A 22,273-nucleotide genomic window follows, 5' to 3' on the forward strand; every position below is an offset into this window, starting at 1 on the left:
GATTACTTACCTCCTTCGGTAATGGCTTCACGCATGATCTGGATCTCCTTTATCAGGGCCTGAACCGTGGCCTGATAAAGGAGATGATTTTCTATAAGTTTGGACATTTCTTCCTCGAGCGAGACATTGTTGGGAGTGCCCACATCCTCGGCCTCCACCACCCGGGGAGAGACCTCCGGGGAGACCAGGGAGAGGTGTTCCGGACGGGTTCGGCGCAGGGGGAGTTCACCCTCCCCTAGATAGGCCCGCATTAACTTCTCGAAAGGCACATCCTTGCGCCGGTAACCGGGTGTGTCCACATTGGCCACATTGGAGGCCAGAACCTCATGGCGCAGGATCCGAAGCCGGAGACTGCGGGCCACCAGATCCCAGGTTTTCTGGAAGACCCTTCCGAACATTACGAACCTCCCGAGGGATTTTTATAGCAAACCCTGTGCCCGATAGAGCCTAAGTTTGTTACGCAGGGTGCGCACGCTTATTCCGAGAAGCTCCGCGGCCCGGGTACGGTTGCCCCCGCAGGCCCTTAGGGCCTCCAGAATGGCCTCTCTTTCCAGTTCCCGGAGAGGTTTGAACTTTCCCGACGCAGATGAATTCCCCATCGTGGAATGGTCGAAGGGAGTTCGGGAAGACCACAGGAGATCCTCCAGTGTAATCCAGGGCCCCTCACACAGAAGGACGGCTCTTTCAATGAGATTCTTCAATTCGCGCACATTTCCCGGAAATTCGTATCCTTTCAGGGTGTCGAGGACTCCGGGAGCAAATCCTCGAATGTTTTTTCTGTACAGCCGGGTAAATTCACGAAAAAAATATTCGGCCAGAAAGGGGATGTCCGAGGGCCTTTCCCGGAGGGGGGGGAGTCGCACCGGGATGACATTTAGCCGGAAGTAAAGGTCCTCCCGGAAACGACCGGCGGACACTTCGGCTTCGATATTCCGATTGGTGGTGGCTATGACCCGTACATCCACCTTAACCGGATAGGCTCCTCCCAGGCGATCTACCTCTCCCTCCTGAAGCACCCGCAGGAGTTTGGCCTGAAGGGTAAGGGGCATTTCGGTGATTTCATCCAAAAGAATAGTGCCCCCGTCAGCCAGCTCGAACTTACCTTTTTTCCGGGTTAGAGCTCCGGAAAAGGCCCCCTTTTCGTAGCCGAAGAGTTCCGATTCCAGAAGGGCCTCGGGGAGGGCCGCACAGTTAATAGCCAGGAAGGGGCCCCTAGTCCGATCACTTATCCGGTGAATCCACCGGGCCAGGACCTCCTTTCCGGTGCCGGATTCACCCATTATGAGAATCGGAGCCCTACTGCGGGCCACCGGTCTAAGTTTTTCCAGCAGGGACCTGAGGCGCGGATCCCGCGTAAGAAAGTCCTCACTCTCTATGGAGGTTCGATGCTCCCTCCATGCGGTAAGGATCAATCTTTTTAGTATCTCCGGATCCGTATCGAGAAGTCGGAAGTCATAAGCTCCCTCTCGAACCGCGGCTACGGCCTCTTCAAGGGAGACCCTTCGGGCCAGGAAGATTATAGCGGGCTTTTTTTTGCGCTTTTTAAATTCGTCAAGAATTCGACGGGGAGAGGGTCCCTGCCCTGACACTTCTATCACTACCACCGCCGGATTCCCGGAATCAAGAATTTCAACAGCCTGAAACCATTCCGGTGCCTGCAGGATTTCCAGCCCTTCCGAGCGGAGCTTTTCGGAAAGGGTGGTGAGTTCATGACTCTGAGAAACGAAAAGGATCTGACCGGACATATGCCTTCACAGAATTAATATATAACCTTCCGTGCAGCTTCTACCAGTTCCAGACTCCTGAGAATCCCCTTAGCCAGGCGCCCCTCCGTGGAATTTTCACTAGCAAGAGCCCTCCATATCTCCAGTGCCTCCCGGCGTCCGGTTTTTTCATAATACACCCCGGCCAGCCACTTGAGGGTAGTGGAATCGGGAAACTTCTTCCGGGCCATTTTTAGAATCTTTTTGGCTCTCAGGTAGTCCTGATTTTCAAGGGCAAGCTGAACGAGAAAGGCAAAGTCATCATCGGTGGTCTTAAATCCCGGGGCCGAGATGATCTGCAGCGCAAGGTCTATATCCTTGGTGGTCAGCGCCAGCGATAGATAAGTCTGGAGTATTCTCTGGCGCAGCGAGGCGGAACCCACCTTTTGTTTAAAGAGATCCGCCAGGATCCCGCGGGCACGCCGATAATTTCCGATGGAATACCAGTAAGAAGCTTCAAGGTACCGATAACGGGGGTGTTGGGCATAGAAGGGAAATTTTTTCACAAAAGTCCGGAGGAGATCCCGGGCCTCCGGGAGATGTCGTTCGCGGAGAGCATCTTCGATAAGGGAGAGATAGAGTTCCGGTTGATAGGCATCAGGGACTCCCCACTCAAAGGCCTGAAGGAAATAGGCATCCTTTACGATGTCCAGATAGAAATGCTCGTAAACCTTTCCCACCCAATAAAAGTGCGCTCCACAGGTGGCCTTGCGGGCAAATTTCTGATAACGGCGATCAAGAGACAATATAGCCGAGAAATTTTTTTGGGCAAAGAGCTCGGAGAGGTAGAGATTTTCGGCCTCACACAGGAGACGATATACCCGGGCAAGATGTCCGGACTTCGGATACCTCTGGACGAAATCCAGGGCGGTTTCGAAGGCCTTTCGGGGCTTCCTGTCCTCGAGATACAGTTCGATCTCGAAGGACTGGGCCTCCTCGGTGATGGGATTTTCGGGGTGTTTTCGCCGGAGTTCGTTTATAATGGGAATGAGAGCCTTGCGCTGTTCCAGGGTGGGGAGCCCCAGGCGTTTTCTCAGAATATAGGTCAGGTGATAGAGCCTGAATTTGGCAAACTGGGCCTCGTCCCGATGCGGCCAGACCGTGGCAAGCAACTTGTAATAGAGTCTGGCCCTGCGCACCTCCCCGCGGTGAAAGGCCGCCTCGGCCAGTTTCAGAAGGATGGGAGGGGCTTCCTCCTCCCTTCCCGACAGATTTAGATAGCGGAAATAGAACCGTTCCGCTTTGGGGAGGCGTCCCTGCGAAAGAAACTTATCTCCGAGATATTTAAAAATTTTGGGAGCATAAAGCTTTAAATTAGGATTTTGTGCAAGATATTTCTGGACCTCTCTCACAGGGACACCGGCCTCCAGAAGAATTTCCAGGGCCAAGGCCACCGTCTCATCGGAGCAGGAATCCTTTAAAATCTTTCTGGCCATCAGGAGGGCTTTTTGATGAATTCTGTTGAGCAGATAGGCTCGTGCAGCTATGACTCTTGCTTCACAGATCACGCCCGGCTTTCGGGCTTTTTTCTCCGCAAGATGAGCATAAAAGAGGGCATTTCCGGGATTCTGTACATCCAGATAGGCGCGGGCCAGGAGGAGGAGATCCTCCGGAGCAAGTTCGTAAGAAAGGGAGAGGGGGCCCAGAATATCAACGCATTCTTTGACTTTACCCAGATCGTAAAGGATACGGGCTTCTAGTACGGCCAATCTTTCATGTCCTCGTCCCGGAAAACGACGGCGGGCTTCTTTTACTATATATAAAGCTCCGAGAAGGTCTCCCTCACCATAGGCAAAACGGGCCTGACTCAGCCACCAGGCCGGATCCTTTTCGGGCTCGTCCTGAGCCCCCACCGCACAAACGCCCACCAGAAAAATCAGGGCCACAATGAGAGCAAAACGACCGACACTTTTCATCGTCTCGCCAGGCATTATGCAAAAATCGGACCGAAATCTTTAATCCAGGCCAAGACGTTTCATCTTTTCTATGAGGGTGGTGCGCTTGATTCCCAGAAGCCTGGCTGCCCGGCTTTTTACCCCTCCGGAAATTTCAAGGGCCTGAAGAATAAGCTCTCTCTCAAACTCTCGAAGGGCCCGGGGGAGGCTGAATCCATCCACGGGAAATTTCCCGGGAGGACATATGGGAACAGGAGAAGCGGATCGGATATGTTCAGGGAGGTCTTTTTCTTCGATAATTTCTCCCTCGGTCAGGATGACCAGCCTCTCCATCAGATTTTCAAGTTCTCGTACATTGCCGGGCCAGTGATATTCCATAAGTCTTCGAAGTGCCCCATCGGAAAGTTTCTTAAGAGGCAAGTCCTCCCTTTCACAAAAACGGGCCAGGAAGTGCTTCGCCAGCAGGGGAATGTCCTCTTTTCTTTCACGAAGAGGCGGCAGCTTGATGGGAATCACATTCAGACGAAAATAGAGATCCTCTCTAAACCGGCCTTCCGCCACCTCCCTTTCCAGATCCCGATTGGTGGCGGCAATGATCCGAATATCCACCGGAAAGGCCCTTTCACCTCCCAGACGCTCTACCCGGCGCTCCTGGAGGATGCGAAGAAGCTTGACCTGAAGTTTGGGACTCATTTCAGCGATTTCGTCCAGAAATATGGTGCCTCCGTGGGCTAGTTCGAAACGACCGGGCTTGCTACGAGTGGCTCCGGTGAAGGCCCCCCGTTCATAACCGAAGAGTTCACTTTCGAGTAGTTCCTCCGGGATGGCCCCGCAATTGACCGGCACAAAAGGACCATGCCGTCGCCGACTCCTGGCGTGAATGGCCCGGGCTACCAGTTCCTTCCCGGTCCCGGACTCTCCCAGAATAAGCACCGTGCTTTCCGTGGGAGCCACCTTATCGATCAGACGGAAAACCTCACGAATAGCCCGGCTTTTTCCAATGATTTCCTCCGCCATACTTTAAGTTCATAACACGGAAAAAAAGAAGGTGTCAAATTTTTGAACAATCCGGAGATGGTTCGTTGACCGCGTTTCATCCGGTTAGACAGATCTTCCGAAAGAGATATTCTATCTGTACTCCACGGGAATGCCTTTCAAGAATCTCAAGCGGCTCGGATTCAAAACGAGGGGTGAGGTGTTCGGGCCGGTGAAGAGGGTGCTATCATTGGAGCCCGTGGAGATGATCTTTCCGAGAATTTCGGATTATCGAAATATTCCCGGTCTGCTATACTGTCTGGTAAATCTTCCTAATACCGGAGAACAGGAGAAAAGGATGGGGAAGCGTATTCTGGTAACCGGAGGAGCGGGATACATCGGATCTCATGTGGTTAAGGTGCTCGGAGAAAGGGGATACGAGGTCCTGGTTTACGATAACCTTTCCACCGGCCACGAATGGGCGGTGCTTTACGGGAGGCTGGTGAGGGGGGACCTGGGGGACAGGGAGACCCTGAGGAAGACCTTTGAGGAATTCAGGCCCGATGCGGTGATGCACTTCGCGGCCCTGATAGTGGTCCCGGAGAGCGTAAGGGAGCCCCTCAGGTACTACCGGAACAATGTGGTCAACACCCTCAATCTCCTAGAGGTTATGAGGGAGTTCGGGGTGGATAAGTTCATTTTTTCCTCTTCGGCGGCGGTCTACGGAGTGCCGGAGAGGGTTCCCGTGCCCGAGACCGCTCCCCTGAATCCCATCAATCCCTACGGAGAAACCAAGGCCGCGGTGGAGAGAATCCTGAGGGATCTTTCCGGCTCGGGGGCGGACTTTCGCTACATCTCCCTGAGGTATTTCAATGTAGCCGGGGCGGATCCAGAGGGCCGGGTGGGATTCGCCTATCCGGATCCCACGCACCTCATCATAAGGGCCGTAAAGACGGCTAAAGGCGAATTTTCGAAACTGGAGATATACGGCACGGATTATCCCACCCCGGACGGCACCTGTATCCGGGACTACATCCATGTCGTTGATCTTGCGGAGGCTCACATCGTAGCCCTGGAATACCTTCTTGAGGGTGGCCGGAGCGAGGTCTTCAACTGCGGGTACGGACACGGGTATTCCGTGCGGGAGGTGGTGGAGACCGTGAAGAGGGTGACCGGGAGGGATTTCCGGGTGGTGGAGGCTCCGCGGCGGCCGGGGGATCCGCCGATTCTGGTGGCGGATGCGCGAAGGATAAGGGAGAGGCTCGGGTGGCAACCTCGCTACGACGACCTCGAATTCATCGTGAAAACGGCCTGGGAATGGGAACTCAAGGGGAGGGGGTAGAGCGGGCCTTGCGATTCAGGCGGTAGGCCCAGGCCAGGATGACGGCCACGGCCTCGTAAAGCTCCGGCGGTATTTCGGCCTCGATCTCCAGCCTGAATAGCTCCCGCACCAGTTCGGAGTCCTCCCGAACGGGAATGCCGTGGCGCCGGGCCACCTCCAGGATCAGCTCCGCCAGGCGGCCCTGCCCCTTGGCCACCACCCGGGGAGCTCCGTCCTTTTCCGGTTCGTATTTCAGGGCCACGGCCTTTCTGGGGTCTGGCATATCTAAGGGTTAGTTATTAATTTTATAATTTGCAATATATGGCTACAGATTACTTATCGGAAATTCAAGGAGTTCGGATAAGTGCCGGAACGAAGCCGGGACTGGTTGCGCCAGGCGGAAAGAGACCTCGAAAACGCCCGATGGGAGATAAAGGGAGGATTTTACGAATGGGGATGTTTTGCCGCTCATCAGGCCGCGGAAAAAGCTCTCAAAGCGGTGTATCAGAAACTGGGAGGGGCAGCGTGGGGACATTCCTTGTTGCATTTATTGAGGGGCTTAGAGGAAAGGATTTCGATTCCGGAGGACCTATTCGAATTGGCACGGAAATTGGATGTGTATTATATTCCTTCACGATATCCCAACGGATGGGAGGAGGGGGCGCCGCGGGATTATTACACCGAGAAGGAGGCGCTTTATGCCGTCGGTGCTGCGGAGGAGATCCTACGGTTCTGTAAGGGTCTTCTGGCTGGATCGGGATCTGGCTCTGAAAAATCTCAGGGAAAGTGCTCTTAGGCTGGTGAGAGAAAAACCTGAGGTGGAAGAGGTGAGGCTTTTCGGTTCCCTGGCTGAGGGACGGGCCGTTCCCGGAAGTGATGCCGATATCCTTCTCGTTTTAGGGAAGGAAGAGGGGTCCTTTTGGGAAAGGCCTTTAAAGTATCTGAACTATTTTGAAGAGATCGGGCTTCCGGTGGAACTTTTCTGTTATACCCGGGAGGAGATACGGGAAAATTCCTTTGCCGCGGAGGCCTATCGTCGTAGTTTAAAACTTGCGGAAAAAAACACCGGAGGAGGTGAAGGATGAAGATTACGCTATCGGTGATCAAGGCGGATATAGGGGGCTTTGTAGGCCACTCCACCACCCATCCCGAGGTCGTGGCCAAGGTGCGGGAGGTGGCCGAGACCGGCAAGGAAAAGGGTACTATCCTTGATGTTTCGGTGATCACCTGCGGTGACGACATCGCCATGGTTATGACCCACACTCAGGGCGTGGATGCCGAACCGGTGCACAAGCTGGCCTGGGACGCCTTCATCGCCGGCACCGAGGTGGCCAAGAGGCTCAAGCTCTACGGAGCCGGGCAGGACATCCTCTCCGACGCCTTTTCCGGCAATGTGAAGGGCATGGGGCCCGGGGTGGCGGAGATGGAATTCGAGGAACGCAAGAGCGAGCCGGTGATCGTATTCTTCGCCGACAAGACCGCCCCCAGCGCCTGGAACCTGCCCCTCTACGAGATGTTTGCCGATCCCATGAACACCGCCGGTCTGGTGATCGATCCCTCCATGCACGACGGGTTCACCTTTGAGGTGATGGATGTGTATTCCGGAAAGGCCATCCTGCTGAAGACCCCGGCGGAGCTTTACGACCTTCTGGTCTTCATCGGGGCCACCAGCCGCTATGTGGTGCGGGCGGTTTACCGCAATTCCGATGGCGAGATCGCCGCGGCGGCTTCCACGCAGAAGCTCTCCCTCATGGCCGGCCGTTATGTGGGCAAGGACGATCCGGTGCTCATCGTCCGGGCGCAGAGCGGTTTTCCGGCGGTGGGCGAGATACTCGAGCCCTTCGGGAGACCCTGGCTGGTGGAGGGCTGGATGCGGGGTTCGCATACCGGGCCCCTCATGCCGGTTTCCTTCTCCCAGGCCAAGCCCACCCGGTTTGACGGTCCTCCGAGGGTGATCGCCGCCGGATACCAGATCTGCGAGGGACGCCTCATAGGACCGAACGATCTCTTTGACGATCCGGCCTTCGATGTGGCTCGCGAGCGGGCGGCCCATCTGGCCAACTTCCTCCGCCGGCAGGGGATCTTCGAGCCGCACCGGCTGCCCCCGGAGGAGATGGAGTACACCACCCTTCCCAAGGTGCTGGAGAAGCTCAAGGACCGTTTCAAAGACATAGGAGAACCCGGAGCCAAGGCGCCGGGCTCCGGCCAGGGTGAGATCCACGAATAATGAAGCGACACGGGGACTGGCTGACTCAGGCCCTGAGGGATCTCCGCCAGGCCGAGATCTCCCTCGGGGCCGGCCTTTTCGAATGGGCCTGTTTCGCCGCTCAACAGGCCGCCGAAAAGGCGGTAAAAGCCCTATACGAATATTTAGGGGGCGAGGGGTGGGGACACACTATTTCCAACGGATGAGATCATCCGGAATTTAAGGAATCTGGCCTTGGAACTCCTCAGAAGAGAACGGAGGGTGGAAAAGGTCGTTCTTTTCGGATCTCTTGCGGAGGGAAGAGCCACGACCAGAAGCGACGCTGATCTTCTCATCATAACGGACGGCGACTTTCGGGACAGGTGGACGGAATGGATTTTGCACTTCACCCGGGCACCTTTACCGGTGGATGTTATCCCGGTAAAAAAGGAAAGGCTTGATCTGCCGCTGGCAAGAAGGGCTCTAACCAGGGGGATAGTCCTTGCGGAACGGGATGAGGTTGAAGCTCTATAACACGCTGACCCGGCGGAAGGAGGTCTTTGAACCTCTGAGGCCTCCGCGGGTCACCATGTATGTGTGCGGCATCACCGCTTACGACGAGGCCCATCTGGGACACGCCCGGGCCGCGGTGGTCTTCGATGTCCTTTACCGGTTTCTGCGGTATCTGGGCTACGAGGTCACCTATGTGCGCAATTACACCGACATCGACGACAAGATTATCAATCGCGCGCTCCGGGAGGGGCGTCCCTGGCGCGACATAGCCGAGCAGTACATCCGGGAGTATCAGGAGGAAATGGCCGCGCTGGGGGTGGCCCCCCCCACGCACGAACCCCGGGCCACGGAGCACATTCCCGAGATGATTGATCTGGTGCGGAGGCTCCTTGAGCGGGGGGTGGCCTATGTGGCCGATGGAGAGGTGTACTTTGCGGTGGAAAGGTTCCCGGGCTACGGAAAGCTTTCCGGTCGGAGGCTTTCGGATCTTATTGCCGGAGCCCGGGTGGAGGTGTCCGACAAGAAACGAAATCCCCTGGACTTTGCCCTGTGGAAGGCGGCCAAACCCGGGGAACCCTTCTGGGAGAGTCCCTGGGGCCCGGGGCGTCCCGGCTGGCACCTGGAGTGCTCGGCCATGAGCCTCAAGTACTGCGGGGAGACCCTGGACATCCACGGCGGGGGGCTGGACCTCATCTTTCCCCATCACGAGAACGAGATCGCCCAGAGCGAGGCGGCCACAGGAAAACCCTTCGTGCGGTTCTTCGTGCACAACGGCCTCATCACCGTAGGCGGTGAGAAGATGGCCAAGAGCCTGGGGAATTATGTCAGCGTGAAGGACATGCTCTCCCGGTATCATCCCGAGGTGATCAGGCTCTTCCTTCTGACCAAACATTATCGCAGCCCCCTGGATTACACCGAGGAGGGTATGCGCGAGGCGGAAAAGGCCCTTTACGGCCTTTACGGGAGTCTTTATTTCCTCAAACGGGTGAGGCCCGCACGGGAGGGGGAATTGCGCAAGGGGGGTAAACGCCTGGAAAAGGCCCTGAACGCTTTTCGGGAGGGGTTTCTGGCGGCTCTCTGCGACGATCTCAATACCGCCGAGGCCATCGGGGAACTCTTCAGGTTTCTCTCCGAGATCAACCGGTTTTTGCCGGCGGCCAGGGAGGCCACCTCCGTGGAGGCGGAATTGTCCGAAAGGGTGCTTTCCGCGATCCGGGAGCTTTCCGGAGGCATTCTGGGCCTGGGGGCCCGGGATCCCGAGGAGTTCATCGAAGGGGAGAGGGCGAGGAAGCTTTCCTCTCTCGGTATTTCCCGGGAGGAGGTGGAGGAGAAACTCGCCGCCCGCGAGGAGGCCCGCCGGAAGAAGGACTTTGACCGGGCCGACGCCCTGCGGGAGGAACTGGGCCGCCGGGGAATCGAGGTCCGGGACACGCCCTGGGGACCGTTCTGGATGGTGACGGCATGAAGCTTCCCTGGTTTGACCTGGTAGCGCTGGCGGTGATCCTGTGGTTCGTCATCCGCACGGCCTGGATCGGGTTCTTCCGGGGGCTTTCCTCCCTGGCCGGGCTCGTTCTCGGGTTCATCTACGCCGGGACTCTGGCTCCCAGGGTGGAGGGCATTCTGGCCCCCTGGTTCAGGGGCTATCCCTGGTTTGAGGCGGTGTGCTGGCTTCTGGCCTTTACCCTCATCTTCCTCTCCGTGTTCATCCTGGCGGAGATACTTACCCGCATATTCGAGGCCGCTCACCTCTCCTTTTTCAATCGTCTCCTGGGGGCGGCTCTGGGGCTGGTCAAGGCCTGCGTGCTCCTTTCCGTGATCTTCTTTTTTCTGGTGAGTTTTTATCCTCAGGGGGCCGGTCTGGTGCGTCGTTCCGTGGTGGCTCCCTTCATCTTCAAGACTACCCGGGCCCTGCTGGAACTGGTGCCCTCGAAGTGGAAACACCGCTTCAACTACCACTGGCGGCACTACTTCGGTTCGGAGAGAAAGGCCATCTGATGAGTCCACCGGAAGCCCTTTTTCGAAAACTGCTGGAGATCGTGGCCCGCCTGCGTGCTCCCGACGGTTGTCCCTGGGATCGCCAGCAGACCCCGGAGAGCCTCCGCAAGTATCTGGTGGAGGAGGCCTACGAGGCCTACGAGGCCATAGGCGAGGGGGCGGTGGAGGAGGCCCGGGAGGAACTGGGAGACCTCCTCTTCCTCATTCTCATGGTGGCGCACATCTATCAGGAGAGAGGGGACTTCACCCTGGAGGAGATGCTCGAACTCTGTGCGGAAAAGATGATCCGTCGTCATCCCCATGTCTTCGGCGAGGAGCGGGCCGCAAGTGCCGAGGAGGTCCTGGCTCGCTGGCAGAGGATCAAGGAATCCGAGAAATCCGGGAAAAGCAGCGTGCTGGGGAATCTGCCCCGCAGCCTTCCGGCCCTGCAACTGGCCTTTCGTCTGGGGGAGCGGGCCTCGCGGGTGGGATTCGACTGGTCCTCCCCGGAGGAGGTCCTGCCGAAGCTGCGGGAGGAGTGGCGGGAGATAGAGGAAAATCTGGCCGGGGCCTCCCGGGAACGCCTGGAGGAGGAGATCGGGGATTTCCTTTTCACCGTGGCCAATCTTTCCCGCAAGCTGGGAATCAACCCCGAGGAGGCCCTGAAAAAGAGTCTGGCCAAGTTCAGACGGCGTTTCGAGGCCATGGAGGAATACTTCCGCGGTCAGGGGCGGGATCTCCGGGAGGTCTCGCTCGAGGAAATGGATCAGGTGTGGGAGAGGGTGAAGACCCGTGAGAACGCCGGTAATAGAAGTTGAGGGAGTGAGTTTCGCTTACGAGGAGGAACTCATCCTGGAGGAGGTATCCCTCAGGCTCTTTGCCGGGGATTTCTGCGCCCTCATCGGGCCGAACGGCTCCGGGAAATCCACCCTGCTCAAGATCATGGTGGGGCTCCTCTCCCCCCGCAGGGGAAGGGTGAAGCTTTTCGGACGCGAACTCCCGGAGTTTCGCGAGTGGTGGAGGATAGGGTATGTGCCCCAGAAGGTCACCGCCCTGGTGGACAGGGTCCTTCCCCTTACCGTGTTCGAGACGGTGGCACTGGGGCTCGTGGGTAAACCCCTCTCTTCGGGAAGCGAGCGCCGGGAGCTGGTGCTTTCCGCCCTTGAACGGGTGGGGCTTTCCGGATACGAGGGGAGACTCCTCCGGGAGCTTTCCGGTGGCCAGCAACAGCGCGTCTTTCTGGCCCGGGCGCTTGCCGGTCGTCCGGAGGTGCTCCTTCTTGACGAACCCACCACCGGGGTGGATTTCGCCGCTCAGGAGAGGTTTTACGAACTTCTGGGAAGCCTCAACCGGGAGGGCCTCACCATCCTCATCGTGACGCACGACATCGCCGTGGTGGATCGACATGTGCGGCAGGTGGCCTGTCTTAATCGTCGCCTGGTCTTTCACGGAGAGCACGAGGAATTCTGCCGGAAACCGGAGGTGTGCGCCTTTCTCCCCGGGGATCATCACCTGGTGGGGCACCGACACTGATGGAGATCTGGCACTACGCCTTTTTCTGGAAGGCCCTTGCCGCCGGGGTGGCTCTGGGGGTCTCCGCCGGACCCGCCGGGGTCTTCCTGATCCTCAGGCGCGACAGCCTCCTTCCCCACGCCCTCACCCATGTGGCCTTTGTCGGGGTGGCTCTGGGGTTTCTGCTAAGGGGTGCGCCCCTTGCCCTGGCCCTGGCGGTTACGGTGGCTGCGGCCTTTGCCGTGATGGAAATCCGCGAACGCGCGGGCATTTACGAGGACACCGCGGTGGGGATTCTCGCCGGGCTGGGGCTGGCCCTGGCGGTGGTGCTGGCCTCGCTGGCCCGGAGCTACGATGTGCGTCTTCTCACCTACCTTTTCGGAAACATACTGGTGGTGACCCGGGAGGAGACCCTGCTTGCCCTGGGGCTGCTGGTGGTTACGCTGGCCGTGCTACACAGGTTCAGGGAAGCTCTGCTTTTCGTTTCCTTTGACGAGGAATCGGCCCGGGCCGCCGGACTATCGGTTAAGACCCTGAAACTGCTGCTGGCCACCCTCACCGCTCTTCTGGTGGTGATCGGTATGCGCATGGTGGGGCTCCTCCTGGTCTCGGCCCTCATGGTCATCCCCGGGGCCGCCGCCCTGGAGGTGGCCCGAAGCTTTCGCCAGTGTCTGTGGCTTTCCGGACTCTTCGGCGGGATCTCCGTGGCCGGAGGCCTTGCCGTCTCCGTCACCCTGGACCTCCCTCCCTCCGGAGCCATAGTGCTCTTTTCCGGCCTGCTTTTCCTTTTGTGTCTCTTCGCAAGGAGGGTAAAATAGGGCCCCATGGAACTGGTGGACACCCACGCCCATCTGAATCTTCCGGGCTACGAGGATCTACCGGAAGTGCTCCTGAGGGCCCGGCGGGAGGGCCTGGTCTCCATAGTGGTGGTGGGCATTGACCTCAAGACCTCTCACCTGGCCCTGGAACTTGCGGAAAAGCATCCCGGCTTCATCTTCGCCACCGCCGGCATCCATCCGCACGAGGTGAGGAACCTTACCGAGGAGGGCTACCGGGAGCTCGAGAGCCTTCTTTCCCGGGTGGTGGCCCTGGGGGAGGTCGGTCTCGATTTCGCCAAGGAATATTCTCCCCGGGATCTCCAGAGGGAACACTTCGAAAGGCAGCTGGCCATGGCCCGGGAGAGGGGACTTCCGGTGGTCCTGCATGTGCGCGAGGCCTACACCGAGGCCCTCACCATCCTGAAAAAGTACCTCCCCCTCAAGGCGGTGTTTCACTGCTTCGCCGGAACCGTTGAGGAGGCAAGGAAGGCCCTGGATCTGGGGTGTCTCCTCTCCGTTACCGGTATAGTCACCTTTCCCCGGGCCGAGAACATCCGGGAGGTGGTCCGGTTCGTCCCGCTCGAGGCCCTCATGCTCGAGACCGACTGTCCCTTCCTCACCCCCGTGCCCTTTCGGGGTCGGCGCAACGAGCCGGCCTATGTGCGCTATGTGTGCGAGAAGGTGGCGGAGGTGAAAGGGATCTCCACGGAGGAGTGCGCATGGCGGACCACCGAGAACGCCCGGGTCTTTTTCGGAATTTGAGGCCCCTGGTCCTGGCCTCGGCCAGTCCCCGCCGGCGGGAGCTTCTCGCCTCGCTGGGGATTTCCTTCGAGGTTCGTCCGGCGGAGGTAGAAGAGGAGGTGCCGGCGGGACTCTCTCCCGCGGAAACAGTCCTTTATCTGGCTCGTGGCAAGGCCCTGGCCGTGGTAAGAAGGTGTCCGGGAAAGGCGGTGCTGGCCGCGGACACGGTGGTGGTCAGGGAGGGGCGTATTTTCGGGAAACCCGGGAGCCCCGAGGAGGCCCGGGCCATGCTGCGGGCACTCTCCGGAAGCACCCATCAGGTGTTCACCGGGGTGGCCCTGTGCCTGGAGGGGAAAACGGAGACCCTGGTCTCCGAGACCAGGGTCCGTTTTCGCCCGCTTTCCTCCGGGGAGATCGAGGCTTATCTGGCCACCGGAGAGCCCTACGACAAGGCCGGGGCGTACGGGATCCAGGGGCTGGCCGCGGCCTTCGTGACCGAGGTGCACGGTTCGGTCACCGGTGTGGTGGGACTGCCGCTTGCCGAAACCGTGGCCCTTCTTCTCCGGCTTAAAATCATCGCCCCGGCCTCGTCCGGATAAACCTAGAAGCTGAAACTCAACCTTACCCCTCCGAAGAAGTGGTCGTGGTGATTGTCCCAGGAGCCGTCCTCGATCAGGGTGTCGGGATTACCCCCACCAGCCAATACCTCTTTTCAATTTTATTGATAAAATCAATTACTGTAATAGATAAATTTGAGATATAATTTCCGTGAGGGCCGGGAGAGGGGGCTGGTGCTCCCCTGGGGCTGCAAACCCCGTGGGCCCCCTTGAAAGGGGGGGGCTGGCCGGTTCGATTCCGGCCCCGGCCTGGAAACTCTTCGGTGATGGAGGCATTACCATGGATCGCGAAGAGTTATGGCAGATCCTGGGGCTGGATCTTGAAGCCCACCGGAGACTCCTTGAGGCTCTCGGCCCCCTTTACGAAGAAATCTATCTCTCCCGGGAGAATCGGCCCCAGGGTATGGCGTATTTTGACTCCGTAGTAGTGGATATCCACGGAGCGCGGGTGGCGGAGCTCCTGCAAATTCGTGAAAGCGGCAACCCTGTGGTGGGGACCTTCTGTGTGTTCGTGCCGGAGGAAATCATCTGGGCCGCCGGAGGGGCGTGCGTGGGCCTCTGCGCCGGAGTGGAGGTGGCCCCCGAAAGGGTAGATAAGGTCCTACCCCGGAATCTGTGTCCCCTCATCAAGGCTTTCTTCGGCTTCAAGCTGGCCCGTCTCTGCCCCTACATGGAGGTCTGCCACTTTCTCGTGGGTGAAACCACCTGCGACGGCAAGAAAAAAGCCTACGAGATCTTTGACCGTTACAAGCCAATTTATGTCATGCAGGTTCCGCACAAAAAAGACTTCGCCAGCTTGGAACTCTGGATCAAAGGAGTCCGAGATTTTGCACTCTACATAGAAGGAGTTTCTGGAAAACCCATTTCTACCGAGGATCTCCGGGAGGCCATCGAACTTATAAATCGAAGACGCGAGGCCCTTAATCGGCTAAACCGTTTACGTTGCCACGATCCACCGCCTATTTCAGGACGGGACGCCCTTCTCATCAATCAACTGGCTTTCTTCGACGACCCCGAAAGATTCACCGTTCGCTTAAACGAACTCTGCGACGAACTGGAGGAGAGGGTCCGGGCCGGGGAGGGAGTGTGTCCATCGGGAACCACCAGAATAGTGCTCTCCGGATGTCCCATGGCTATTCCTAACTGGAAGGTACCTTACCTCGTGGAATCCACGGGAGCCGTGATCGTAGCGGAGGAATCCTGTGTAGGCACGCGCCACACTAGAGAACTGGTGCAGGTTTCGGAAAACTCGAAAGAAGGGCTCCTCAGGGCCCTTGCCGAAAGGTACTTTCGGATTGACTGCGCCATCTTTACCCCCAATCCGGAGCGTCGCGCAAACCTCGATCGGATGGTAAGGGAATTTTCCGCTCACGGTATCATCCATTATGCTCTGAAGTTCTGTGATCCCTACACCATCGAGGCCTATCAGATAGAAGAGGGTGCGCCGGTTCCGGTCCTGAAGATCGAAACCGATTACAGCCAGGAGGACCGGGAACAGCTTCGCACCCGCATCGAGGCCTTTCTGGAGATATTGAGGTGAGGGTGGCGGGTCTGGACATAGGTTCGCGAACCGTAAAACTGGTCATAGTAGATGAGTACGGAGTTATTGAGCGACGGTGTGTTGAAACCTCGGCCCGCCTGGGGGAACAACTTCATGCCCTCCTCTCCGGTCTCTCCTTCGACCGGCTGATCGCCACCGGTTACGGCCGTAATCTGGCCGGTAAACTCTTCGGGGCCGAAACCCTTACCGAAATCAGGGCCCACGCTATGGGCGTGAGAAGCCTTTTCCCCGAGGTGAGAACCGTTCTCGACATCGGAGGACAGGATAGTAAAGCTATACTTCTGGATCCCGAGGGGCGGATAGTAAAATTCGAGATGAATGACCGCTGTGCTGCCGGGACGGGGCGTTTCCTGGAGGTCATGGCCTTAACTCTGGGCGTAAGACTTGAAGAGCTGGCCGAACTGGCCCTTAAAGCGGATCAGGCGGCAAGTATCAGTGCCCTGTGTACGGTCTTTGCCGAAAGCGAGGTGGTGGGCCTCATCGGACGGGGGGAGAAGCCGGAGCGAATCGCCCGCGGGATCATTTGCTCCATTGTTAAGCGTTCCCTGAGCCTTCTCAATCGTGTATCTTCGGTCCCCCCTCTGGTTTTCACCGGTGGAGTGGCCCGTAACCGGGCCATGTTGAAAATTCTAGAGGAGAAATTGGGGTTTCCGATCCTGGTTCCCGAAGACCCGCAGATCACGGGTGCCCTGGGAGCGGCCCTTTACGGAATGAAAGGTTAATTACTCGGGCCCGGCCCGGCCGGGCCCTGTTTCACAACATGAATCTTAAAAGGAAAAACTCAACCTTACCCCTCCGAAGAAGTGGTCGTGGTGATTGTCCCAGGAGCCGTCCTCGATCAGGGTGTCGGCGTCGTCGGAAAGGGAAAAGCTGTAGTAAACCTCGGGAGTCACGGTTAGGTACCGGCCCACCGGGATGTTGATCTCGGCCCCGAGTTGCATGTAGAGCCAGCCGGAAAAGGCATCGTCGGGATCGTCGGGATCGGGATAGGCCCCCTCGTCGTCGGAGTCGAGATACATGGCCGAGGCCGAAAGACCGAGGGTGGCCCCGTGCCAGGGAAGCTCAAAGTCCCGCCCGGCCGAAAGTTCCACCCATGTACCGGGGTAGTGGGAGATCTCCCGATACACCGTGAGTCCGAAGTTGATCCCGGTCTTCGGACAGGTGGCCGAAAGACCCAGGTAAAGCTCGAAGGAATCGTCCCCCTCCAGGGCGTAATAGATGGATCCGGCGTCCAGAGTGAGCCCGTAAGGAAGTCCATCGTAGGTATATCCCAGGGTGAAGTCCGTCTCGTTCCAGTCCGCTCCGTCGAGGCTCTTGTCGTGTTCGTTGTTGCGATCGGTGTCGTAATTTCCCCAGAAATTCACATAGGCCCCCCGGTAGGACACGGTCACGGAGGGTTGAATCACCACCGAGTCGTCGGAGAGCGCAAAGCCCCGCCAGACATACTGCGAGAGCACATCCACGGACAGATCCGTGGACGGGCGGGGCTCCTCCGCCCGGATCCCCCGGGCCATAAATCCCACCAGCACCAGTACCACCAACCCTACCAGCACTCCTCTCAAACCCGTCCTTCTCATCTTCTCCCTCCTTTTAACATTTTTGTTTCTTTTGTTAACTAACTTGTAACACAACCGTCCTTAAAGGGCCTCCTCACCCCTTTCGCCGGAGCGGATCCTTAGGGCCTCCAGCACCGGATAGACGAAGATTTTTCCGTCTCCGATCTCTCCGGTGCGGGCCGCCCCGGCTATAGCTTGCAATAATTGTTCCACTTCTTCATCTCTGCAGACGATCCGCAACTCCAGCTTGGGCAGAAGATCCACCCTGAATTCCCGTCCCCGGAACTGTTCCACCAGTCCGGCCTGTCGGCCGTGCCCCTCCACCTGGTAGACCGTGACTCCGGGGTGTCCGATCCTTTCCAGGGCCTCCAGAACCTCCTGCAGTTTTTCCGGTCTGATAATGGCTCGTATTTCTCTCATGTTTTACCTCCTTACGGTGTAGAATTCGGGATAGGCTGGGGTACCGTGCTCGAAGAGATCGAGTCCCTGGATCTCTTCCCGCGGCGAGACCCGGATTCCGATAATGACATCGAGCAATTTGAAAAGGACGAGCCCCATACCGAAGGCCCAGGCGAATAGGGCCACCGCGCCTATCAGCTGGGCGATGAGCTGTCCGGCACCGCCGCCGTAGAGAAGCCCCTTCACAAAGGGTGGTTCGATGGCATAGTTTCCGTAGGTACCGTCGGCGAAAAGCCCCACGGCGATGAGTCCCCAGAGGCCGTTGAAGCCGTGCACCGGAACGGCTCCCACCGGGTCGTCCACCTTTATGGCCTCAAGAAAATAGACTCCGGCTACCAGAATGACTCCCGCTACGATACCGATCACCACCGCGGCCCAGGCCTCAACCCAGGCGCACGGAGCGGTAATGGCCACCAGACCCGCAAGCACCCCGTTTAAGGCCATACCCAGGTCAAATTTCCTGGTCTTGGCCAGGATTAGGAGCAGGGCCGTGAGAGAGGCCGCGGAGGCGGCCAGGGTGGTATTCACCGCTATCACCGAGATGCGCAGGTGGTGTGCGGAAAAGGTGGATCCGGGATTGAAGCCGTACCAGCCGAACCAGAGGATGAAGACTCCCAGTGCGGCAAGCGGAATGTTGTGCCCGGGGATGGCCCGGGGTTTGCCGTTTTTGTCAAACTTTCCGAAACGCGGTCCGAGTACTATGGCCCCGGCAAGTCCCACCAGGCCTCCCACCGCGTGTACCACTCCCGAGCCCGCAAAGTCCAGGTGTCCGAGACCGAAGGGGAGCTTCGAAAGCCAGCCCCCGCCCCAGACCCAGTGGGCGTAAACCGGATAGATGAAAGCGGTTATGGCCACGGAATAGAGAAGATAGGCCTGAAATTTGATGCGTTCGGCCACCGCTCCGGAGACGATGGTGGCCGCGGTGGCGGCGAAGACCATCTGCCAGAAAAAGGAGAGATAATTTCCCACATCGTAACCCTTGCCGGCCAGGAAAAAACCCGTGGTCCCGATAAGCCCCCTCCAGTCGGCTCCGGTGATGAGGGCGTAACCCACGGCCCAGAAGGCCAGGGACCCCACCACAAAATCCATGAGATTCTTGGTGAGGAGGTTGGTGGCATTTTTGGCCCGGCAGAAGCCGGCCTCCACCAGGGCAAAACCCGCCTGCATGAACATCACCAGAAAGCCGCACACCAGCACCCACACATAGTCCACCGCCAGGCCGGGATTGGCCTTGAGGGTCGTGGCCCCCGTGGGATCCCCGGCCATGGCTACCCCCGATCCTAGCAAAAACACCGCCGATAAGATCGGCCCCACTCTTTTACCCGGAAAAAACCTGCCACTCATACCTTACCTCCTCCTTCAATTTTTACCAATCTTGAATACAAAATTTGTGCCAAAAATGAAAAGACTTGCAACAGTTAAATACCGGAATGATCCACAGAAAGCAATTCCATGATTTTTATGACATTATTGTTAATAACGAATCTGACAAATATAACAGAAGCGTAATTTAAGAGATCGGAAACTGACCCTCTGAGATGTTTTTTTGTGGGAGGTAAGGCTTTTGCGGAAGAGAGTTCTTGCGGTTCGGATTACAAAGCTCTAAGGCGCCAGACCGGAGCCGAAAGAATGCGCACCAGATTATTCACGAAATTGATAAAGCCTTTATAACCGGTATAGGGGCCGCGTCTGCGCTCCTGAGGGAAGGAGAGGGTTGGAAAACCGAGTTTTACCGCTCGCCACTGCTCCCGGGCGTTGGTGATCACGAGGTCGGGCTTAAGCGCTAAAAGCGCCTTTTCAAACTCGTCGTCTCCGGGATCGTCGGTAAGAAAACCGGAAAAAGGGGCGGCCTCCCGGTGATCTTCAGGACTCCCGAAGACCGAAGCCGCCCCTGTGACCTCAAACCCAAGTTCTCTTAGCATCCTCCCAAGGGGCCCGAGTCTTCCGGCCCCGAGCACCACGAGCACCCTTTTCCCGGAGAAGAGTTTGAGCCAGGACCTGATCTCCCGAAAGGCCCGCGCCTCTTCTTCCCGGATGACCGCCTCCACCTTTGTTGAAGATAGGCCCAGGACCTCTCCCACCTTGCGGAGGGAAGCCCCCACGGCCGAAAGCCCGTAAAAGGAGACCTTTAGGTAAGGAAGGCCGAAGCGCTCCTTTAAGCCCAGGGCAAACTCCCGGGCCGTTGAACCGCAGAAAAGGAGATTCAGATGAGCCCGGGAAAGACGCTCTATCTCCGGAAAACTGGTATCTCCGGTAAGGACCGTGTGGACCTTAATGCCGAGTTTCTCAAGAAGTCGCTTTATTTCCCGCGCCTCTCCGGCCACATTGTACTCTCCGATAAGATTTACCGTGGGGTGTTCGGCCCTGGGTGAGGATCGAACCAGGTTAAGCAGACTCCGGTAGGCCACGGCGTGGCCCCCGGCCTGGCTCTTTCCGGAAAACCCCGGGCAGTCCACCACGACGACCCTGCGACCTGAGTATCTCTCAACCTCGCGGGCAAGGCCCGTAAGATCCTCTCCGATAAGCCCCGTCGTGCAGGTGGCATACAGGAAGGCCCCGCGGGCGGAGGGGCGGAGGGAGAAGGCCTCAAGGATGGCCCTTCTCAATTTTTCAAGGCCTCCGAAGATCACCTCCCTGGCCGAAAGCGCGGTCCCGTAAAGATCTTTGGCCTCGCCCCGGACCATAGAGCCATAGTACCCGCAGCCCACGGGGCCATGCACCAGATGCACCGCCTCCCGGATCGGCCCGAGCACATATCGAGCCCCGAAATAAACGCAGCTTCGCTGGGTCATGCCCCCGGGCTCGCTTGCAAGCCCGCAGGGCTTAATCCGAAGAGGCACACAGCCGTAAGCGCCGCAGACATCCATTTTTTAACCTCAAACCTTACTGGTGGGTGCGGTCATCGGGATAGTGGTGGTCAAGGAGAGTATTCACGATAAGGGAGAGGAAATACTCTCCTCCCCGGTAACCCACTATCGCCCGCCGTTGATAGCCCACCCGATCGTAAACCGGGAAACCGAACCGCACAAGCGGCACCCTTATCTCCCGCGAGATATTCACGCAGCGGGAGTGTCCGAGAATGAGATCCGGGGGATCGTGCTTTAAAGCGTATTCCCATTCAAACTGATCGCTTCCGTTCATGAGAATCGGTTTGTGGTTGTATTCCTCGCAGACGGAGAGAACCTCCCCCTCGGCCGAGGCACTCCTGGTGCCCACCAGAATGTAGGTGGGGATCATACCGAGTTCGCAGACGAAGCGTGTGGCTGCGGCCACGAAATCCGGATCTCCGGCCAGCGCTACCCGTTTCATCATGGTATAGTGCAGGGTATCGGCCATAGCATCAAGGAGGATGCCCCTCTCCCAACGTACGGCTTCCGGAATGGGCCGTCCCGAGACCTCACTTATGGCTTTAAGTAGTCGGTCGGTGTTGCCCACCCCCACGGGCATGGGAAGCACAAGGGCCGGTACCTTGTGGCGACGGGAAAGCCATTTCGCCCCGGCTCCTCCGGCATCAGGCGAAAGCGCGAAGATGGCCCTGGCGTCGCCTGCCCGAACGAATTCCTCCACCCGTGTGCCTCCCGGGGGATAATAGGGGATCCTCTCGGGCATGCCCACCAGCGGGCAGTCCAGGGTGTCACTTATGTCAAAGAGGATATGATAGGAGATCCCCATGAGCTCAAAGAGGTGTTTCAGCTCCCGCAGGTCTCCGGGCATGAGGAATCCGGGGATGAAGTACAGGTCTTCGGAAGGTTGACCGGTCTTGCGCGAGAGGGCCTTGAGGAACTCGCGTGCGGCCCGGTTGTAGCCCTCCACATGTGATCCGGCAAAGCTCGGGGTGTTCACCGTCACGAACTTCGTGAGGTCGAGTATTTCCGGTCCGAATTCTTCCTCCATAAGCTCCAGGGCCTCGGCGAGAAAGCTCTGGATGTCGTCTCCTATGACTTCGCTTGAACAGGTGGTGACGATGGCAATGAGTTCCGGCCTGTAGCGGCAGACGAGGTTCCGCACCCCGCGAATGAGGTTTTTACGGCCGCCGAAGACGGCCGCGTCCTCGTGAAAGGAGGCGCTGGCGATGGATGCCGGCTCCCGGAAGATACGGGCGAAGGTGTAGCGCACATAGGTGGTGCACCCCTGGGCTCCCTGCACGAAGGGAATGGCCCGGTGCACCCCCAGTGTGGCCCACATGGCCCCGAGGGGCATGCAGGTGCGGCTGGGATCAATGCAGACCGAACGGTTGGTCGCCGGTACCAGCTCCGGCGGTGGGGGGATGTATTCCGGCGTAAGTGGCCTCTTTTCTATGTGAAGCTCTTTGTAGGTGATGCCCTCGACCGGAATCTCTGAAACCCGATTTATTTTCTGGTTGATCATGATCGGACCTCCTCT

24 protein-coding genes, 1 tRNA gene and 1 pseudogene are annotated in these 22,273 nt (G+C 58.2%); 16 read left to right on the top strand and 10 right to left on the bottom strand.

Annotated features, from left to right (window positions below; genetic code table 11):
• Positions 1-2: 2 nt before the first annotated feature.
• The 4 genes from flgB to K3767_RS05650 are packed head-to-tail and all read right to left on the bottom strand — an operon-like array spanning position 3 to position 4,675.
• Positions 3-398 (bottom strand): flagellar basal body rod protein FlgB, encoded by a 396-nt coding sequence (gene flgB / locus K3767_RS05635; protein ID WP_221172593.1) that lies wholly within the window; start codon positions 396-398, stop codon positions 3-5.
• Positions 399-419: 21 nt separating this feature from the next.
• Positions 420-1,745 (bottom strand): sigma-54 dependent transcriptional regulator, encoded by a 1,326-nt coding sequence (locus K3767_RS05640; RefSeq protein ID WP_221172594.1) that lies wholly within the window; start codon positions 1,743-1,745, stop codon positions 420-422.
• Between the two features lie 14 nt (positions 1,746-1,759).
• Positions 1,760-3,679, bottom strand: a complete 1,920-nt coding sequence (locus K3767_RS05645) for a tetratricopeptide repeat protein (RefSeq protein WP_221172595.1) — start codon at positions 3,677-3,679, stop codon at positions 1,760-1,762.
• A gap of 39 nt (positions 3,680-3,718) precedes the next feature.
• A complete protein-coding gene (locus K3767_RS05650; RefSeq protein WP_221172596.1) occupies positions 3,719-4,675 on the bottom strand; it encodes a sigma-54-dependent Fis family transcriptional regulator in 957 nt (318 codons plus the stop codon).
• A gap of 316 nt (positions 4,676-4,991) precedes the next feature.
• Between K3767_RS05650 and galE the strand changes: the two genes are divergently transcribed.
• Positions 4,992-5,975 carry a UDP-glucose 4-epimerase GalE gene (gene galE / locus K3767_RS05655; RefSeq protein ID WP_221172597.1) on the top strand — a complete coding sequence of 328 codons (984 nt, stop codon included), beginning with the start codon at positions 4,992-4,994 and terminating at the stop codon, positions 5,973-5,975.
• Here the strand turns inward: galE and K3767_RS05660 are convergent.
• Entirely contained in the window at positions 5,959-6,216 is a 258-nt protein-coding gene (locus K3767_RS05660; protein ID WP_255592308.1) for an EscU/YscU/HrcU family type III secretion system export apparatus switch protein, read from the bottom strand. The genes galE and K3767_RS05660 overlap by 17 nt on opposite strands.
• 102 nt (positions 6,217-6,318) lie before the next feature.
• Here K3767_RS05660 and K3767_RS12255 point away from each other — a divergent pair, with 102 nt between their 5' ends.
• The 15 genes and pseudogenes from K3767_RS12255 to K3767_RS05735 all read left to right on the top strand — a co-directional run bounded on the left by K3767_RS12255 (position 6,319) and on the right by K3767_RS05735 (position 16,597).
• A complete protein-coding gene (locus K3767_RS12255) occupies positions 6,319-6,750 on the top strand; it encodes a HEPN domain-containing protein (RefSeq protein WP_221172599.1) in 432 nt (143 codons plus the stop codon).
• Entirely contained in the window at positions 6,653-7,039 is a 387-nt protein-coding gene (locus K3767_RS05670; RefSeq protein WP_255592309.1) for a nucleotidyltransferase domain-containing protein, read from the top strand. The genes K3767_RS12255 and K3767_RS05670 overlap by 98 nt, the downstream gene beginning before the upstream one ends.
• On the top strand, positions 7,036-8,181 hold the full coding sequence (fbp, locus tag K3767_RS05675; protein ID WP_221172601.1) for a fructose-1,6-bisphosphate aldolase/phosphatase: 1,146 nt from the start codon (positions 7,036-7,038) through the stop codon (positions 8,179-8,181). Before K3767_RS05670 ends, fbp begins: the two co-directional genes overlap by 4 nt.
• Positions 8,181-8,357 (top strand): annotated as a pseudogene (locus K3767_RS05680) (HEPN domain-containing protein); the annotation flags it as partial. The gene fbp and the pseudogene K3767_RS05680, both read left to right, overlap by 1 nt.
• Before the next feature lie 37 nt (positions 8,358-8,394).
• Positions 8,395-8,673 carry a nucleotidyltransferase domain-containing protein gene (locus K3767_RS05685; RefSeq protein ID WP_255592311.1) on the top strand — a complete coding sequence of 93 codons (279 nt, stop codon included), beginning with the start codon at positions 8,395-8,397 and terminating at the stop codon, positions 8,671-8,673.
• Positions 8,654-10,117: a cysteine--tRNA ligase gene (gene cysS / locus K3767_RS05690; RefSeq protein ID WP_221173115.1), complete on the top strand. Its 1,464-nt coding sequence runs from the start codon at positions 8,654-8,656 to the stop codon at positions 10,115-10,117. Before K3767_RS05685 ends, cysS begins: the two co-directional genes overlap by 20 nt.
• Entirely contained in the window at positions 10,114-10,647 is a 534-nt protein-coding gene (locus tag K3767_RS05695) for a CvpA family protein (RefSeq protein WP_221172604.1), read from the top strand. The genes cysS and K3767_RS05695 overlap by 4 nt, the downstream gene beginning before the upstream one ends.
• Entirely contained in the window at positions 10,647-11,444 is a 798-nt protein-coding gene (gene mazG / locus K3767_RS05700; protein WP_221172605.1) for a nucleoside triphosphate pyrophosphohydrolase, read from the top strand. Before K3767_RS05695 ends, mazG begins: the two co-directional genes overlap by 1 nt.
• Positions 11,419-12,159, top strand: coding sequence for a metal ABC transporter ATP-binding protein (locus tag K3767_RS05705; RefSeq protein WP_221172606.1), 741 nt, complete (start codon positions 11,419-11,421; stop codon positions 12,157-12,159). Before mazG ends, K3767_RS05705 begins: the two co-directional genes overlap by 26 nt.
• Positions 12,159-12,956, top strand: coding sequence for a metal ABC transporter permease (locus tag K3767_RS05710; RefSeq protein WP_221172607.1), 798 nt, complete (start codon positions 12,159-12,161; stop codon positions 12,954-12,956). The genes K3767_RS05705 and K3767_RS05710 overlap by 1 nt, the downstream gene beginning before the upstream one ends.
• A gap of 6 nt (positions 12,957-12,962) precedes the next feature.
• On the top strand, positions 12,963-13,718 hold the full coding sequence (locus K3767_RS05715; protein WP_221172608.1) for a TatD family hydrolase: 756 nt from the start codon (positions 12,963-12,965) through the stop codon (positions 13,716-13,718).
• Positions 13,676-14,296: a nucleoside triphosphate pyrophosphatase gene (locus K3767_RS05720; protein ID WP_221172609.1), complete on the top strand. Its 621-nt coding sequence runs from the start codon at positions 13,676-13,678 to the stop codon at positions 14,294-14,296. The genes K3767_RS05715 and K3767_RS05720 overlap by 43 nt, the downstream gene beginning before the upstream one ends.
• Positions 14,297-14,474: 178 nt before the next feature.
• Positions 14,475-14,561, top strand: a tRNA-OTHER gene (locus K3767_RS05725).
• A 33-nt stretch (positions 14,562-14,594) separates the two neighbouring features.
• Positions 14,595-15,854, top strand: coding sequence for a double-cubane-cluster-containing anaerobic reductase (locus tag K3767_RS05730; RefSeq protein WP_221172610.1), 1,260 nt, complete (start codon positions 14,595-14,597; stop codon positions 15,852-15,854).
• The gene (locus K3767_RS05735) at positions 15,851-16,597 is read left to right on the top strand and encodes an acyl-CoA dehydratase activase (protein WP_221172611.1); all 747 of its coding nucleotides are present in this window, start codon (positions 15,851-15,853) and stop codon (positions 16,595-16,597) included. The genes K3767_RS05730 and K3767_RS05735 overlap by 4 nt, the downstream gene beginning before the upstream one ends.
• 45 nt (positions 16,598-16,642) lie before the next feature.
• On the opposite strand, the gene K3767_RS05740 is transcribed toward K3767_RS05735, so the two are convergent.
• The 5 genes from K3767_RS05740 to K3767_RS05760 form a co-directional block, all read right to left on the bottom strand.
• Complete coding sequence (locus tag K3767_RS05740; RefSeq protein ID WP_221172612.1) at positions 16,643-17,452, bottom strand: TorF family putative porin; 810 nt, start codon at positions 17,450-17,452, stop codon at positions 16,643-16,645.
• A gap of 60 nt (positions 17,453-17,512) precedes the next feature.
• The gene (locus K3767_RS05745) at positions 17,513-17,851 is read right to left on the bottom strand and encodes a P-II family nitrogen regulator (protein ID WP_221172613.1); all 339 of its coding nucleotides are present in this window, start codon (positions 17,849-17,851) and stop codon (positions 17,513-17,515) included.
• Between the two features lie 3 nt (positions 17,852-17,854).
• A complete protein-coding gene (locus K3767_RS05750; protein WP_221172614.1) occupies positions 17,855-19,234 on the bottom strand; it encodes an ammonium transporter in 1,380 nt (459 codons plus the stop codon).
• Positions 19,235-19,482: 248 nt separating this feature from the next.
• Positions 19,483-20,757, bottom strand: coding sequence for a nitrogenase component 1 (locus tag K3767_RS05755; RefSeq protein ID WP_221172615.1), 1,275 nt, complete (start codon positions 20,755-20,757; stop codon positions 19,483-19,485).
• A 16-nt stretch (positions 20,758-20,773) separates the two neighbouring features.
• Positions 20,774-22,258 carry a nitrogenase component 1 gene (locus K3767_RS05760; protein WP_221172616.1) on the bottom strand — a complete coding sequence of 495 codons (1,485 nt, stop codon included), beginning with the start codon at positions 22,256-22,258 and terminating at the stop codon, positions 20,774-20,776.
• Positions 22,259-22,273: the final 15 nt, after the last annotated feature.

The sequence above is a fragment of the Thermosulfurimonas sp. F29 genome (assembly GCF_019688735.1).
Taxonomy (GTDB): domain Bacteria; phylum Desulfobacterota; class Thermodesulfobacteria; order Thermodesulfobacteriales; family Thermodesulfobacteriaceae; genus Thermosulfurimonas_A.